This is a genomic window from Paracoccus aeridis (genome assembly GCF_004923205.2).
Taxonomy (GTDB): Bacteria; Pseudomonadota; Alphaproteobacteria; order Rhodobacterales; family Rhodobacteraceae; genus Paracoccus; species Paracoccus aeridis.
In genome coordinates, this window is the sequence record NZ_SELD02000004.1 from 113,893 (window position 1) to 127,987 (window position 14,095).

Annotated in this window: 12 protein-coding genes; 4 read left to right on the forward strand and 8 right to left on the reverse strand. The window is 72.6% G+C overall.

Annotated elements, in window-relative coordinates:
- Window positions 1-73: 73 nt before the first annotated feature.
- Window positions 74-655, forward strand: coding sequence for a ribosome hibernation-promoting factor, HPF/YfiA family (hpf, locus tag ELI80_RS01955; protein WP_136649302.1), 582 nt, complete (start codon window positions 74-76; stop codon window positions 653-655).
- Window positions 656-744: 89 nt separating this feature from the next.
- Window positions 745-1,209, forward strand: coding sequence for a PTS sugar transporter subunit IIA (locus ELI80_RS01960; RefSeq protein WP_136649303.1), 465 nt, complete (start codon window positions 745-747; stop codon window positions 1,207-1,209).
- 33 nt (window positions 1,210-1,242) lie between these two features.
- Here the strand turns inward: ELI80_RS01960 and ELI80_RS01965 are convergent, their stop codons facing one another.
- The 4 genes from ELI80_RS01965 to ELI80_RS01980 all read right to left on the reverse strand — a co-directional run bounded on the left by ELI80_RS01965 (window position 1,243) and on the right by ELI80_RS01980 (window position 6,513).
- The gene (locus ELI80_RS01965) at window positions 1,243-1,989 is read right to left on the reverse strand and encodes a glycerophosphodiester phosphodiesterase family protein (protein ID WP_136649304.1); all 747 of its coding nucleotides are present in this window, start codon (window positions 1,987-1,989) and stop codon (window positions 1,243-1,245) included.
- On the reverse strand, window positions 1,986-2,444 hold the full coding sequence (locus tag ELI80_RS01970; protein ID WP_136649305.1) for a RidA family protein: 459 nt from the start codon (window positions 2,442-2,444) through the stop codon (window positions 1,986-1,988). Before ELI80_RS01970 ends, ELI80_RS01965 begins: the two co-directional genes overlap by 4 nt.
- Before the next feature lie 121 nt (window positions 2,445-2,565).
- Window positions 2,566-6,027: a chromosome segregation SMC family protein gene (locus tag ELI80_RS01975; RefSeq protein ID WP_136649306.1), complete on the reverse strand. Its 3,462-nt coding sequence runs from the start codon at window positions 6,025-6,027 to the stop codon at window positions 2,566-2,568.
- Window positions 6,028-6,192: 165 nt separating this feature from the next.
- Window positions 6,193-6,513, reverse strand: a complete 321-nt coding sequence (locus ELI80_RS01980; RefSeq protein ID WP_131673708.1) for a DUF6280 family protein — start codon at window positions 6,511-6,513, stop codon at window positions 6,193-6,195.
- Between the two features lie 415 nt (window positions 6,514-6,928).
- Between ELI80_RS01980 and ELI80_RS01985 the strand changes: the two genes are divergently transcribed.
- Both ELI80_RS01985 and ELI80_RS01990 read left to right on the forward strand, forming a co-directional pair.
- Complete coding sequence (locus ELI80_RS01985; RefSeq protein ID WP_136649307.1) at window positions 6,929-7,696, forward strand: histidine phosphatase family protein; 768 nt, start codon at window positions 6,929-6,931, stop codon at window positions 7,694-7,696.
- Entirely contained in the window at window positions 7,693-8,565 is an 873-nt protein-coding gene (locus tag ELI80_RS01990) for an NAD(P)H-hydrate dehydratase (protein WP_136649308.1), read from the forward strand. Before ELI80_RS01985 ends, ELI80_RS01990 begins: the two co-directional genes overlap by 4 nt.
- 2 nt (window positions 8,566-8,567) lie before the next feature.
- Here ELI80_RS01990 and ELI80_RS01995 read toward each other — a convergent pair whose 3' ends face one another.
- From ELI80_RS01995 to ELI80_RS02010, 4 genes are all read right to left on the reverse strand, one after another.
- Window positions 8,568-9,455, reverse strand: a complete 888-nt coding sequence (locus ELI80_RS01995; protein WP_136649309.1) for an EamA family transporter — start codon at window positions 9,453-9,455, stop codon at window positions 8,568-8,570.
- A gap of 86 nt (window positions 9,456-9,541) precedes the next feature.
- Complete coding sequence (gene dinB / locus ELI80_RS02000; RefSeq protein ID WP_136649310.1) at window positions 9,542-10,675, reverse strand: DNA polymerase IV; 1,134 nt, start codon at window positions 10,673-10,675, stop codon at window positions 9,542-9,544.
- 796 nt (window positions 10,676-11,471) lie between these two features.
- Window positions 11,472-12,197 (reverse strand): CAF17-like 4Fe-4S cluster assembly/insertion protein YgfZ, encoded by a 726-nt coding sequence (ygfZ, locus tag ELI80_RS02005; protein WP_136649311.1) that lies wholly within the window; start codon window positions 12,195-12,197, stop codon window positions 11,472-11,474.
- The gene (locus ELI80_RS02010; RefSeq protein WP_136649312.1) at window positions 12,197-13,963 is read right to left on the reverse strand and encodes an ABC transporter ATP-binding protein; all 1,767 of its coding nucleotides are present in this window, start codon (window positions 13,961-13,963) and stop codon (window positions 12,197-12,199) included. Before ELI80_RS02010 ends, ygfZ begins: the two co-directional genes overlap by 1 nt.
- Window positions 13,964-14,095 lie beyond the last annotated feature (132 nt).

Here is a 14,095-nt window from a genome sequence, read left to right on the forward strand (position 1 = left end):
AAGACGACCCGTCGCCGGCCGCCCGCATGGGATCCCGGACCGGCGCGGGCATCCGCAGAAAGGACGCAGGACCATGCGCTATCAGATCAGTGGCAAGCAGATCGATATCGGCGACTCGCTTCAGGGTCACGTGAAATCGAGCCTGGGGGAAACCGTCGCGAAGTATTCGCAGCGACCCGTCGACGCGACGGTCATCTTTTCCCGCGACGCGCACGAATTCCAGTGCGAGGCCGTCGTCCACCTGTCCACCGGCCTGACCGCGCAGGCGAAGGCGCGCGACCCCCAGATCTACGGCGCGTTCGAGAACTGCCGCGAGAAGATGGACAAGCAGCTGCGCCGCTACAAGCGCAGGCTGAAGGATCACCAGAAAAACCGCGTGGAACAGCCGGTTGAGTTCGGCCCCGCGTCCAGCTATGTGCTGTCCGCCGACGAAGATGTGTGGGAAACGCAGGACGACCAGGGCCTGCAGCCCGTCATCATCGCCGAGATGGAGACCCGCGTCCCGACCCTGTCGGTGGGCGACGCGGTAATGCAGATGGAACTGTCCGGCAGCCCGATGCTGGTGTTCCGGAACGAGAAGCACGGGGGCGTCAACGTGGTTCATCGCCGCGATGATGGGAACGTCGGTTGGATCGACCCCCGCCACACGAAATGACGGCCCGGCTCGGGCCATGACAGGCAGCCCGTCGCGGCGACCCGGTTGCGACGGGCGGCGAAGAAGGGGGCGCAAGGGATCGTCAGACCATGCAGATCAGCGACATTCTTCTGCCTTCCGCGGTGAAGTCGGTGTCCCAGGTGTCCAGCAAGAAGCGGCTGTTCCAGGACCTCTCCGAACTGGCCCACGCCGTCTACGGCGTGGACGCCGTGCGCACCTTCGATGCGCTGCAGGACCGCGAAAGCCTTGGCCCCACCGGCGTCGGCAACGGCGTGGCGCTGCCGCACGCGCGGCTGCACGGCCTGAACAAGGTCGTGGCGCTGTTCATCCGGCTTGAAAAGCCGATGGATTTCGACGCGGTCGACAAGCTGCCGGTGGACCTGGTGTTCGCGCTGCTCGCGCCGCAAAGCTCGGGCGTCGACCATCTCAAGGCGCTGGCGCTGGTGTCGCGCACGCTGCGCGACGCCGACCTGCGCGCCAAGCTGCGGGCGAACGACGATCCCGTCGCGCTGCACGCGGTCCTGGCGGCCGCGCAGGACATCCACGTCGCCTGAGCGGCTTCAGCCGGGCCCTCGGTCGGGGCAGCTTCAGTCCGGGCGATAGGCCTCGAAGGTGATGTTGTCGGCGGTGCACCGCGCCGCGCGCTCGTGTTCGGCCGACCGGATCGTCCAGCACAGGACCGGCACGCCCCGCGCCTTCAGCGCGGCGATGGCCGGGTTCCCCAGGTCGCGCCGGTCGTGCGACACGAAGGACGCGCCCACCCGCCCGAAATCCTCGATCCGCGCCAGCGCTTCCCGCCGGTGCGGGGGCACGCCGGGCCAGTCGTCCGGGGTGAACGCGCAGGTGGTCAGGCCGACCGCCAGGTCCGGCGCCGCCCGGTTCACGGCGGCAACCACATGCGGGTTGAACGACATGACCGCGACCTCGCCGGCATGGCCGGACAGCGCCTCTGCCACCCGAAGCGGCAAGTCGCCCACGTCCGGCCCCAGCGCCCCGTCGCTGTCCTTGATCTCGATCAGCAGCGGCACCCGGCCCGCGACGAAGGCCAGCACGTCGGCGAGCGTCGGGATTGCCTCGTCCGTCTGCAGCAGCCGCAGCCCGGCCGCCTGCGCGACGCTCACGCCCGCGATCGGACCCGACGCACCCGTCAGCCGGAACAGTTCGTCGTCATGGAACACCAGCGGCGTCCCGTCGGATGCCGGCTGGATATCCATCTCGATCCCGTAGCCCGCGTCGATGGCAGCCCGGAACGCGGCCATCGAGTTCTCGGGCACGCCCGGCGAGTGCAGCCCGCGATGGGCGACCGGGCGGGCAAGAAGGCCGCGGGGAATCATCGCTCGATCTGGAAGATCGCCTCGATCTCGACGGCGACGCCGCGGGGCAGGGCGGCGGCGCTGACGGCGGCGCGGGCATGGCGGCCCTTGTCGCCGAACACCTCGACCATCAGGTCCGAGCAGCCGTTGATGACCTCGGGCTGGTCGGTGAAATCGGGGGTCGATGCGACGAAGCCGGTCAGCTTCACCACCCGCGCGATGCGGTCGAGCGACCCTGCCGCCGCCCGCGCCTGCGCCAGCAGCGACAGCCCGCAGGCCCGCGCCGCCTGCGCGCCTTGGGCCACGTCCATCCCGTCGCCCAGCCGCCCCCGGATCAGCCCGTCCGGCCCGGCCGCGATCTGCCCGGACACGAACAGAAGATCGCCCGACTGCACGTAGGGGACGTAGTTCGCGGCGGGCGCGGGCGCGTCGGGCAGGGTGATGCCAAGCTCGGTCAGGCGGGCGTCGATGGACATGTGAAGCTCCTCGCTGATTTCCGCGGCGACCCTAGCGCGCGCCCGTGCCGCTGTCACCCGGAACGGCAGCGCCGCCCGGGTGGGCCGCAGCATCCCGGGGGGCGGCGGGGGCAGCGCTCCTTCAGGCCACCATCGCCTCGGCCCGCTTCAGGTCCACGCTCACGAGCTGGCTCACCCCCTGCTCGACCATCGTCACGCCGAACAGCCGGTCCATCCGGCCCATCGTGACGGCGTGGTGGGTGATGATGAGAAAGCGCGTGTCCGTCCGCCGCGTCATCTCGTCCAGCAGGTCGCAGAAGCGGCCGACATTGGCGTCGTCCAGCGGCGCGTCCACCTCGTCCAGCACGCAGATCGGGGCGGGGTTCGCCAGGAACACCGCGAAGATCAGCGCCAGCGCCGTCAGCGTCTGCTCGCCCCCGGACAGCAGCGACAGCGTCGCCAGCTTCTTGCCGGGCGGCTGGCACATGATTTCCAGCCCCGCGTCCAGCGGGTCGTCGGATTCGACCATGACCAGCCGCGCCTCGCCGCCGCCGAACAGGTGGGTGAAGAGCGTGGCGAAGTTCGCGTTCACCGTGTCGAACGCGGCCAGCAGGCGTCCGCGCCCCTCGCGGTTCAGCCCGGCGATGCCGCCCCGCAGCTTGTGGATCGCGGCCGTCAGCTCGTCCCGTTCCGCCGCGAGGGCGGCGCGCTCGTCTTCCAGCGCGCGCTTGTCCTCGTCCGCGCGCAGGTTCACCGGGCCGATCCCGTCGCGTTGGACGCGCAGGCGGGTGATCCGGGCTTCCAGCGCCTCGGGGTCGGGGATCTTCGCGGGATCGAGCTCCAGCCGCGCGGCGAGTTCTGGCGGCGGGCAGCCCGCGTCCTCGGCGATGCGCGACCTCGCGTGGGCCTCGGTCTCGGCAGCGGCGGCGGCGCGGGCGTCCTGCGCGGCGCGGGCCGCGCGCGCGTCCGACGCCGCCCGCTCCGCCTCGCGCTCCGCGGCGGCGGCGGCGAGAAGGGCAGCTTCGGCATCGCCGAGCGCGGCGCGGGCGCGCGCCAGCCGCGCCTGCGACGTCGCCTCGCGTTCCGTCACCTCCGACCGGCGGGCGGCGAGGCGCGCGGGCTCGGTGCCGGCCTGCGCCAGTTCCGCCGCCGTCTGTTCGCGCCGCGCCTGCAATTCGGCCGCGCGCCCGCCCGCCTGTTCCAGCCGCAGCCGCCAGCCTGATTCTTCCCGGGCGATTTCCTGCAGCCGCCGGGTGCGGGCGGTCGCGTCGCGCTTCAGTTCCTCGACCACCGCGCGCCGCGACAGGGTGGCGATGCGGGCGGCCTCGACCGCCGTGCGGGCGTCGTCCAAGGCGCCGGCCGCTTTCGTCCGGTCGGGCAGGGCGGCGAGCGCCTGCGCGGCCTCGGCCGCCCGCGCCCGCGCATCGGCGGCGTCGGCCCGGTGGCGGGCGAGCTCCGCCCGCGCGGCCTCGATCCGGCCTGCCGCGAGCGACAGGTCCGATTCCGCCCGGGTCGCGGCCCGGGCGTGATCGGACAGCGCCCGTTCGGCCGCGCGGCGTTCGTCGCGGGCGGCGGTTTCGGCGCGCGCGGCATCGGCAAGGGCCGCCCGCGCCAGATCATGCACCGCGGCGATCCGGTCCGCCGCAACCCGCGCGGCATCCGACTGGGCCGAGATTTCCGCCAGCCGGTTCACCTGCTGAAGATGCAGCGCGGCCGCCGACGACGCCTGCCCGGCCGGCACCACGATCCCGTCCCAGCGGAACAGGTCGCCCGCCCGCGTGACGAGGCGCTGGCCGGGGCGCAGCCCGGCCTGCATCGCCGCGCCCGCGCGGGCGTCCGCGACGACGCGGGTCTGCGACAGGCGCCGGTCCAGCGCGGGCGGCGCGTTGACGTGGACGGCCAGCGGCTCGGCCGCGGCGGGTAGCGCGTCCGTGTCGTCGTAGGGCGCCAGTTCGACCCAAGCCGCCCCCGTGCCGGTCCTGCCGGGCGGGGCCGCGCGCAGGTCGTCGCCGAGCGCCGCGCCGAACGCGGCCTCGTATCCCGGCGCGACCTGAACGAGGTCCAGCATCGTCTGCCCGCCGGCGCGCGCCCGGTCCACCAGCCGCGACAGCGCCGTGCGCTCGGCCATGAGTGCGCCGGCCTCTCCCTTTGCGGCGGCGCGGGCGGCGCGGGCGGCGGTTTCGTCCTTCTCGGCCGCGGCGCGGCGTTCCTCGGCCTCGGTCAGCGCGGCTTCCGCCGCCTCGGCCCGGCCCTGGGCTTGCGCCTGCGCCTGTTCGGCCAGCGCCAGTGCCGCCTGCGCCGCCTCGCCCGCGGCGGACGCGCGGGTCGCGGCGGCGCAAGCGTCGGCCGCGGCGCGCTCGGCGCGGGTCGTCATCGCGCGCAGGTCGTGGACAAGCCGTTCGGCAGAGTGATGGCGGGCGGCAAGGCGCGCGGATTCGTCGGTCAGCCGGGCGAGCTGCGCTTCCACCTCGCGCAAGGCGGCGGCGGCCTCGTCGGCAGCGGCCGTGGCGGCTGAAATGCGGCTCTCATGCCCCGCGCCCGCCTGCGCGAGCTGGTCGCGTTCCCACGACAGCCGCCCGACCATCGCCTCGGCGTCGCGGTTCAGCGCCGCCTCGCGCTCGATGTCGCGGTCGAGCTGGGCTGCGCGGGCCGCCAGCGTTACTATGGCCTTCGCCGCGCGGGCGTCGGCTTCGTCCAGCGCCTCGCGTTCGACCTGCGCGCGCGACAGGATCGCGCTCGCCACGGTTTCCTCGTCGCGCAAGGGGGGCAGGGCGGCTTCGGCCTGCTCGCGTCCGGCGACGGCGCGGGTCGCCCGGGTCTCGGCGCGGGAAGCGGCGCCCCGCGCGTCCTCGCGGGCCAGGGCAGCGGCCAGGCGGGCAGCTTCAGTGGCGGCCCAGCGGACGTAGAGCAGCGCGCCCTCGGCCGCGCGCAACTCGGCCCCGATCTCGCGGTAGCGCGCGGCGGCGCGGGCCTGGCGGGTCAGCGCGACCGCCTGCGCGGCCAGCTGTTCCAGCGTGTCGTCCACGCGGGACAGGTTCGCCTCGGCCCCGCTCAGCTTCAGCTCGGCCTCGTGCCGCCGCTGGTAGAGGCCGCTGATCCCCGCCGCCTCCTCAAGAATGCGGCGCCGCGCCTTCGGGCGCGCGTTGATCAGTTCGCTGATCTGGCCCTGCCGCACCAGCGCCGGGCTCTGCGCCCCGGTCGAGGCGTCCGCGAACAGCATCTGCACGTCGCGCGCCCGCACCTCGCGCCCGTTGATCCGGTAGGCGCTGCCCGCGTCCCGCGTGATCCGGCGCGAGATGTCCAGGCTGTCGGCGTCGTTGAAGCCCGCGGGGGCGAGGCGGGCGCGGTTGTCCACCGTCAGCACGACCTCGGCATGGCCGCGCGCGGGGCGGCGGGTGGTGCCGGCGAAGATCACGTCTTCCATCCCGCCGCCGCGCATGGCGGTCGGGCGGTTCTCGCCCATGATCCAGCGCAGCGCCTCGAGCAGGTTCGACTTGCCGCAGCCGTTGGGCCCGACGACCCCGGTCAGGCCCTCGCGGATGACCAGCTCGGTCGGATCGACGAAGCTCTTGAAGCCGTTGAGGCGAAGCCGGTCGAAGCGCACGAGCTGCCCCTGTCGCGGGTGAAGGTCCGGGCGAGTATCCCAGCCGGTGCCAACCCTGTCAACATCTGGGGGTCTGGCCGCGTCCGCACACCAGATGAGGCGCGGCGTGGTGAAATGAAAAAAGGCCGCCCGAAGGGCGGCCCATCATCGGTCGTGAGGTCCGGCTCAGGCCGCTTCGGCCTCTTCCGCGGCCATGCGGCGTTCGCTTTCCTCGCGCGACAGCGCCACCGAGGTGCGGACCCCCTTGCTCACGAATTCGACCAACCCCTTCACCACCCGCTCGTTCGGGTCGATACCGGCGCAGCTCAGCACCTCGCGGCCGTCGCGCGAACGCGCCCAGCGGGCGATCTGCTCGGCGCCGTTGCCGTATTTCTTGTCGTCCGAAATCGCATCGTCGAGCGCCGCGAGCACGACGGCGGCAAAAAGCTTGCGGGCCCGCTGGCCCTGTTCGAAATTGAAAGCGGATCCATCCACGAAGTCGCGCATCTATTGTATCCTGTTCTTGTCAGCATCGATCCCGGCAGCGCGCCGTCCGGATCGTTCCTGCTTATTGGTTCCAGAGGACATATCGGGTCCGGCCCTGATTCGTTATTCCCCTGACGGCAGGTCCGCCATGCGTTTCGCGCAACCCGGGAAATGCTGGGCGACGGATGCCGCAAAGCCGAAAACCGCGAAACGTCAGGGCTTGTCAGGGTACTTGACAACGCCGTGACTTCCCGGGGGTTCCGCGTGTTAAGCCCTTTCGCGCGCTCTGGCACGCCGGGCGCGGCAGGATGTCGCAGGATAGCCTTGGGTTGAAACCGGAAAGGTCAAGCCCGGCGGGGCCACGTTGCCGTGTGGACACTGTCAGCGTAAGGGCGCTAGCTTGCGGCGGGCAGGGTCGGTGGCGAAGGGGATTTTCATGCCGAAGGGTTGGCCGGACACGCTCTGGGTCGTGCGCCACGGGGAAAGCGCGGGCAACGTCGCGCGCGACTTCGCCTACCAGCAGGGGCTCGGCCGGATCGACCTGACGGGACGCGACGTGGACGTGCCGCTGTCCGAACTCGGCAGGCAGCAGGCGGGCGCGCTCGGGCGCTGGTTCGCGCAGGGGCACGAGGAGGGGCGGCCGAACGTCGTCATTGCCTCGCCCTACCTGCGGGCGCAGGAAACCGCGCGGCTCTTCCGCGAGGCGGGCGGCTGCCCCGCCGACACTCGCATCCACATCGACGAACGCCTGCGCGAAAAGGAGTTCGGGATCCTCGACGGCCTCACCGGCATCGGCATCCGGGCCGAGTTTCCCCAGCAGGCCGAGCTGCGCGCCAGCCTGGGCAAGTTCTACCATCGCCCGCCGGGCGGAGAGAGCTGGTGCGACGTCATCTTCCGCCTGCGCGCGATGATGGACACGATCAGCCTGCACCACAGCGGCTGCCGGGTCATGATCGTGGCGCACCAGGTGGTCGTCCTGTGCCTGCGCTACGTCGTCGAGGGGCTGAGCGAACAGGAAATCCTGGCCATCGACGCGCAGCAGGACGTGGCGAACTGCTCGATCACCGAATACTGCCACGAACCGGGTGCCGAAGGGACGGACGGACAGATGAAGCTCTTGCGATACAACGTGACCGCGCCGATGGAACACGAACAGACGCCCGTCACCACCAGGCCCGACCCGATCGTGGGCAACCGCGGATGAGCGGCGAGGCGACACTGGACGCGGCATGGCTGCGCCGTCACCCGCTGCCCGTCCATCCCGAACGCACCGACAAGAACAGTCGCGGGCGGGTCATGCTGGTGGGCGGGTCGCTGCTGGTTCCGGGCGGGCTGATCCTGACGGCCGAGGCGGCGTTCCGCGCGGGCGCAGGCAAGGTGCAGGTTGCGCTGCCCGAGCCGCTCGCCATCCCGACCGGCATCGCCGTCCCCGAGGCGGGCATCTTCGCCCTGCCGGCCGAGAATGGCGAGATCGCGGACGCGGCGGGGGTGGCCGACAGGCTGTCGGGCTGCGACTGTCTCGCGCTTGGCCCGGCGATGGCGTCGCCTGCGGCGGCGACGGCGATGATGGATGCGTTGCTGCCTGCCGCAGAGGCCGGCCCGGTGGTGATCGACGCGGCCTGCGTGGGCGCGGCGGCGGCCCGGCTGGCCGCGGTCGAGGCGCTCGCGGGCGGGGCGATCCTGACGCCGCACGTGGGCGAGATGGCGCTTCTCACCGGACTGGACGCCGACGAGATCGAGGACCGGCGGACCGGGGTTGCCGCCGAATGGGCCGGGCGGCTGCGGGCGGTGATCGTTCTGAAGGGCGCGACGACGCTGGTCGCGGCGCCCGACGGCGAGGTCGCGCTTTACGCCGGGGGCGGCGTGGGCCTTGCCACCGGCGGCTCGGGCGACGTGCTGACGGGCCTCATCGCCGGGCTCTGCGCGCGCGGCCTGCCCGCGTGGGAGGCCGCCTGCTGGGGCGTCTGGCTGCACGGCGAGGCGGGGCGCAGGCTGGCGGAACGGCTGGGCCCGATGGGGTTCCTGGCCCGCGAGCTTGCGGCCGAGGTGCCCAGCCTCATGCGCGGGGTCTGACGTCAGGCGGGAACAGCGGCGCGCCGCCGCCGCGGCTCGAACGTGGCGATCAGCACGCCGCCCACGACCAGCAGCCCCGCCGCCAGTTCGACCGCCGCCGGCGCCTCGCCGAACGCGACCCAGGACGACAGCACGCCCACGACCGGCACCAGCATCGACCACGGCGCAACCGCGCTGGCCGAGTGGCGGGCGATCAGCGTGTTCCAGATCCCGTAGCCCAGGATCGAGGCGCAGACGACGATGTAGAGAAGGCCGAGATTGGCCGGCAGCGCCTCGCGCGTGAGGGCGGAGGACAGCGCCGGGCCGATCAGCGGGCCTTCCACGGCGAAGGACAGAAGGAACATCGGGACCGGCGGCACGACCGACATCCACATCGTGAGGTGCAGCGGCTTCGGCGGCCGCGCCAGCCGCGAGCAGAGGTTGCCGATCGCCCAGCCCAGTGCCGCCAGCAGCGTCAGCGCGACCGGAACCCAGCTTGCCGCCTGCGCCCGGTGCGCGCCGATGAAGGCAAGCCCCAGCACCGCGATCCCCACCCCCGCCCCGCGTCGCGCGGTCAGCCGTTCGCCCAGCAGCAGGGCCGCCAGCAGCATCGTGAACGGCGCCTGCGCCTGCAGGACCAGCGAGGCGAGGCCCGGCGGCATCCCCGCGGCCATCCCCACATACAGGAACCCGAACTGCAGAAAGCCGAGCCCGAAGCCGGTGCCGATCAGCCAGATGGCGCGGACCTGCGGGCGCGGGACCAGCAGGATCGTGGGAATGGCCAGCAGCGTGAACCTGAGCGCGACGGCCAGGAAGGGCGGGTAGTGCTGCAGCGCATAGAACGTCGCCGGGAAGTTCAGCCCCCACAGCACCGGAACGGCCAGGGCCAGCAGGCGATCGCTTCGTTGCATGGGGGTGCCCTTTCCTCGGCGCGCGCGCACCCTGCATCCGCGCGCAGCCGCCCGCAAGGTCAGCCGAACGGGTCAGCCGAACAGGGTCAGCCGAACAGGGGCAGCTGGCCGTCGACCTCGGGCGGCTCGGGCGGGCACAGCGCCGACAGCGTGATCCCCAGCAGCCGCACGCCCTGCGGGGCGCCATGCGGGACACCGTGCGGGCGCGGGTCGGGCAGCACCTGCGGCAGCATCCCGGTCGCGAGCGCCAGCAGCTCGTCCCGCGACATGACCGGGCGCGCCAGCGAGCGGGCGCGCGTCACGATACGGAAGTCCGCGTATTTCGCCTTGAGCGTCACGGTGCGGCCGCTGATCCCGTTGGGTTCGGCGTGGCGCCAGACCTTGTCCGCCAGCGGCGCGAGCGCCTCGGCCGCGGCGGACAGGTCGTGGATGTCGGTGAAGAAGGTGTTCTCGGCCCCCACCGACTTGCGCTCGCGGTCGGGGCGGACCTCGCGGTGGTCGATGCCGCGGGCGATGTTGTAGTAGTAGCTGCCGGACTTGCCGAAGGTCGCGCTGAGGAACTCGAGGCTCTGGCGGTGCAGGTCCGCGCCGGTGCGGATGCCGTGCCGTTCCATCCGGGCCGAGGTCGCCGGCCCGATCCCGTGGAAGCGCCCGATCGGCAGGGTCAGGACGAAGGCGGGCCCGGCCTCGGGCGGGATGACGAACAGGCCGTCGGGCTTTCTCTGGTCGGATGCGAGCTTGGCCAGGAACTTGTTGTAGCTCACCCCGGCCGACGCGGTGAGCCCGGTTTCCGCCCGGATCAGGGCCCGGATCTCCTGCGCGATGCGGGTGGCGGTGCGGCCGTGGAGATGGTCGGTCAGGTCGAGATAGGCCTCGTCCAGCGACAAGGGTTCGATCTGCGGGGTGAAGCGGGCGAAGATGGCGCGGATCTGGCGGCTGACGGCCTTGTAGACCTCGAACCGCGGCTTGACGAAGACGAGGTCGGGGCAGAGCCGCGCCGCGCGGACGGACGGCATGGCCGAGCGGACGCCGAAGGGCCGCGCCTCGTAGCTGGCGGCGGCGACGACCCCGCGCAGGGACGATCCGCCGACGGCGACAGGGCGGCCGCGGAGCGCAGGGTCGTCCCGCTGCTCGACGCTGGCGTAAAACGCGTCCATGTCGACATGGACGATGCGGCGGATGCGCGAGGCGCCGGGTTCGGGGGCGGCCGGATCGGTCATCTTGCGCGCCGGGGCCGGGGGGCGGTCGTGCGGTCCACCCTTTGGCTGGCACGTAGCGGGACGGAACGCGTTGTCTCGGCCGCAGGCGGGCGCGTCCCTGCGACGCGCTGGCTCGGAGGGGCCGCCAGAAAGCGGCTTCGTGACCCGTTTCCTTCACGAGGATCGACCTTGCCGATTACGCGCAGGTCGCCGGGCAAGGCTCTTGCTCCGGTCCTGCGATCAACCCCCCGGTCTGCCCAAAGCAGACCGGGACGCGCCCGCCCGCTCCCAGGCGGGTGCGTTCGCACCCACCCGGGCGTGCGCGTCCCTCCGGAGTGCTGGCTCCAAGGGGCCGCCCGGAAACGGGTTCGTGACCCGTTTCCTTCAGCAGGACCGTTCTCGACGACTACGCGCAAGACGCTGGTCAGGGCTCTTGCCCCGGTCCTTCGATTGACCCCCCGGTCTGCCGAAAGCAGACCGGGACGCGCCCGCCCGCCCCCAGGCGGGTGCGTTCGCGCCCACCCGTGCGGACGCGTTCCTCCGGAGTGCTGGCTTCGAGTGGCCGCCCGGAACCGGGCTCGTGGCCCGTTTCCTTCAGCAGGACCGCCCGCAACAATCATCCGCAAGACGCCAAGGCTGGCTTTCGCTTGGCCCTTGCGATCCACTTCCCAGCCCGCCCGAAGCATACCGGGACGCACCCCTCCGGAGTGCCGGCCCGGACGGACCGCCCCGAACCAAGCTCCTGACCCGTTTCCTCCGGCAGGACCGGCGCAGGCAGACCGGGGCGCGCCCGCATCGGCCACCCCGCCCGGCATTGTCACCGCGCCGCGCTGATCCGCGCGTCGCCGGCGGTCAGCGGCTCTCCCATCCGGTCGAAGCGCAGGTGCGCGATCCCCCGCCCGCCCGACTGCGTGAACAGCGTCCCCGCCTCGCGCCCGTCTTCCATCAGGACCGGCGTCCCGACCGGCGCCGCGCCATCGACCGTCACCGTCACGAGGCCCTTCCGCAGCTCGGTCTTGTGCTTCATCCGGGCCGTCACCTCCTGCCCGACATAGCAGCCCTTGCGGAAATCGACCCCGTGCAGCCGCTCGAACCCGGCCTCGAGGATGAACGTCTCGTTCGGCACCAGCTCGACCAAGGTTTCCGGGATCGTGTGCGCGACGCGCACGGCGTCCCAGTCGGTCCCGTCATCCCCCCCGGTCGCGCCGTAGAGCCGCCAGCCCATGTCCGGGTGCCGGGGATCGGCGACCGCGCCCGCGGGCGCCGTCCCGGTGCCGCGGGACACCCGCAGCGCGGTCTCCTCGATCGCCACCTTCGCGCGCAGCTTGTACATCGCGAGCCGCCGCAGCAGGTCGGCGCCCAGCCGCGCGTCCACGTCGACCAACAGCGCGTCGCCGTCCGGCACGACGAAGAAATCCGCGAGATATTTCCCCTGCGCCGTCAGCAGCGCGGCCCAGACCGGGGCCCGGCTTACGTCGTTCGTCACCAGCCCCTGCAGGAACTCCACCCGGTCGTCGCCGGTCACGCGCAGGACCTTCCGCATCAATCGCCCCCGAATTGCAGCCGGACCAGCGCCGCGTAGGCGCCGCCCTGTTCCATCAACTGGTCATGCGTGCCCTGTTCGACAACCCGGCCCGCCTCCATCACCACGATCAGGTCGGCGGCGCGGATGGTCGAGAGGCGGTGCGCGATGATGAGCGTGGTGCGGCCCGCCGACAGCTCCTGCAGCGCGGCCTGGACCAGCCGCTCGGAGGCGGCGTCAAGCGCGCTCGTGGCCTCGTCCAGAAGCAGCACCGGCCGGTCGCGCAGGATCGCGCGGGCAATGCCGATCCGCTGGCGCTGGCCGCCCGACAGGGCCGAGCCGCGCGGGCCGGCCGGCGTGTCCAGGCCGCCGGGCAGGGCATCGGTGAAGTCCGCCACATGGGCCGCCAGCACGGCGCGGCGCAGCGCCTCGGGGTCGGCGCGGTGGCCGGGGTCGATGTTCTCGCGCAGCGTCTCGTCGAACAGCGCGCTGTCCTGCGTCACGACCGAGAACTGGTCGCGCAGCACCGGCAGGGTGAAGTCCGCGACCGGAACCCCGCCCAGCGTGACCCGGCCCCCGTCCGGGTCCACCATCCGCGTCAGGAGATTGAAGACCGTGGACTTCCCCGCCCCCGACGGCCCGACCAGCGCGGTGGTCCGGCCGGCCTCGGCGGTGAAGGTCAGGCCGCGCAGGACCGGCTGCTCGCCGTAGGACAGGTGCACGTCCTCGAACCGGATCGTCGTGCCTTCGGGCGGCGCGGTCCGGGCGCCGGATGCGATGGTGGCCCGCGTGTCGAACACCTCGTAGATCCGTTCCAGCGACGTCATCGCCGCCTGCCATCCCCCGGCGAGGCCACCCAGACGCCGCAGCGGCTGGAACGCGAGCGACAGCGCGGTGAAGAACGACATGAAGTCGCCCACGCTGCGCTCGCCCCGCGTGACCTGCGCGCCGCCGAGCGCAAGGACGCCCACGAAGCCCAGCCCCGTCACGATGTCGATCAGCGCGGGGATCAGCGCCTTCATGGCGCTCATCTTCGTCTCGCGCCGGCGCAGCCCCTCGACGATCGCCCGGAAACGGCCGGACTGGTAGCTTTCCATCCCGTTCACGCGGATCGCGGCGATGCCGTGCAGGACCTCGTCCAGCCTCGTCGCGCGACGCGACGCCTCGATCCGCGTCTCGCGGGTGCGGCGGCGGATGTAGCGCTGGACGAAGTAGGTCGGCACGATCAGCAGGGGCGCCCCCACGACCGCGGCCAGCGTCCACCACGGGTCGATCGCGATCGCCACCCCGAACAGGCTGACGAGCGAGATCACGTCCCGCCCCGCGCCGCTGATGAAGGTGGTCCAGATCCCCTGGATCGCCTGGGTGTCGCCCTGGATGCGCTCGATCAGCGCGCCGGGCGGGTTCTTCTGGTAGAAGCTGCCGTCGAGCGTCAGGATGTGGTGCAGAAGGTCGGTCTGCATCGACACCGCGACCCCCTGCTGGACGGATGTCAGCAGCGCGCGGGTGATGACGAGCGTGGTCGCGCGGATCAGGAACAGGCCGAAGATGATCCCTCCGACCCACCAGATCGCGCTGCCGTCGCCGCCGACGAACACGCGGTCGAACAGGGGCCGCAGCATCCACGACAGGACGGCGAGGGTGGAGCCCTCGATGATCATCAGCACCATCGCCACGCCCATGCGCGGGGCGTAGGGGCGCAGATAGTCGCGCCACAGCCGGCCCGGCAGGCCGGCCCGCTCGCTGCTGCCGCGCTGGTGCGCGGGCGGGTCGGCGCGTGATGACATGCCCGGCCTTTCCTTCGGTCAGGCCGGGGATAGCCCGCCGCGGCGGGGTGCGGCAAGCCCGCCGGGCCGCCGCGTGCGGCCGGGGCGTCCGCCCCATGCCACCCGCCCCGCCCCATGCCACCCGCCCCGCCC

What these genes read in the sequence shown, in the direction of transcription:
- ELI80_RS01985 (WP_136649307.1), top strand. Translation starts at nt 6,929, where the DNA reads ATGCCGAAGGGTTGGCCGGACACGCTCTGGGTCGTGCGCCACGGGGAA.
- ELI80_RS01995 (WP_136649309.1), bottom strand. Translation starts at nt 9,455, where the DNA reads ATGCAACGAAGCGATCGCCTGCTGGCCCTGGCCGTTCCGGTGCTGTGG.
- ygfZ (WP_136649311.1), bottom strand. Translation starts at nt 12,197, where the DNA reads ATGCGGAAGGTCCTGCGCGTGACCGGCGACGACCGGGTGGAGTTCCTG.
- ELI80_RS01960 (WP_136649303.1), top strand. Translation starts at nt 745, where the DNA reads ATGCAGATCAGCGACATTCTTCTGCCTTCCGCGGTGAAGTCGGTGTCC.
- ELI80_RS01980 (WP_131673708.1), bottom strand. Translation starts at nt 6,513, where the DNA reads ATGCGCGACTTCGTGGATGGATCCGCTTTCAATTTCGAACAGGGCCAG.
- ELI80_RS01965 (WP_136649304.1), bottom strand. Translation starts at nt 1,989, where the DNA reads ATGATTCCCCGCGGCCTTCTTGCCCGCCCGGTCGCCCATCGCGGGCTG.
- ELI80_RS01990 (WP_136649308.1), top strand. Translation starts at nt 7,693, where the DNA reads ATGAGCGGCGAGGCGACACTGGACGCGGCATGGCTGCGCCGTCACCCG.
- ELI80_RS02010 (WP_136649312.1), bottom strand. Translation starts at nt 13,963, where the DNA reads ATGTCATCACGCGCCGACCCGCCCGCGCACCAGCGCGGCAGCAGCGAG.
- hpf (WP_136649302.1), top strand. Translation starts at nt 74, where the DNA reads ATGCGCTATCAGATCAGTGGCAAGCAGATCGATATCGGCGACTCGCTT.
- dinB (WP_136649310.1), bottom strand. Translation starts at nt 10,675, where the DNA reads ATGACCGATCCGGCCGCCCCCGAACCCGGCGCCTCGCGCATCCGCCGC.
- ELI80_RS01970 (WP_136649305.1), bottom strand. Translation starts at nt 2,444, where the DNA reads ATGTCCATCGACGCCCGCCTGACCGAGCTTGGCATCACCCTGCCCGAC.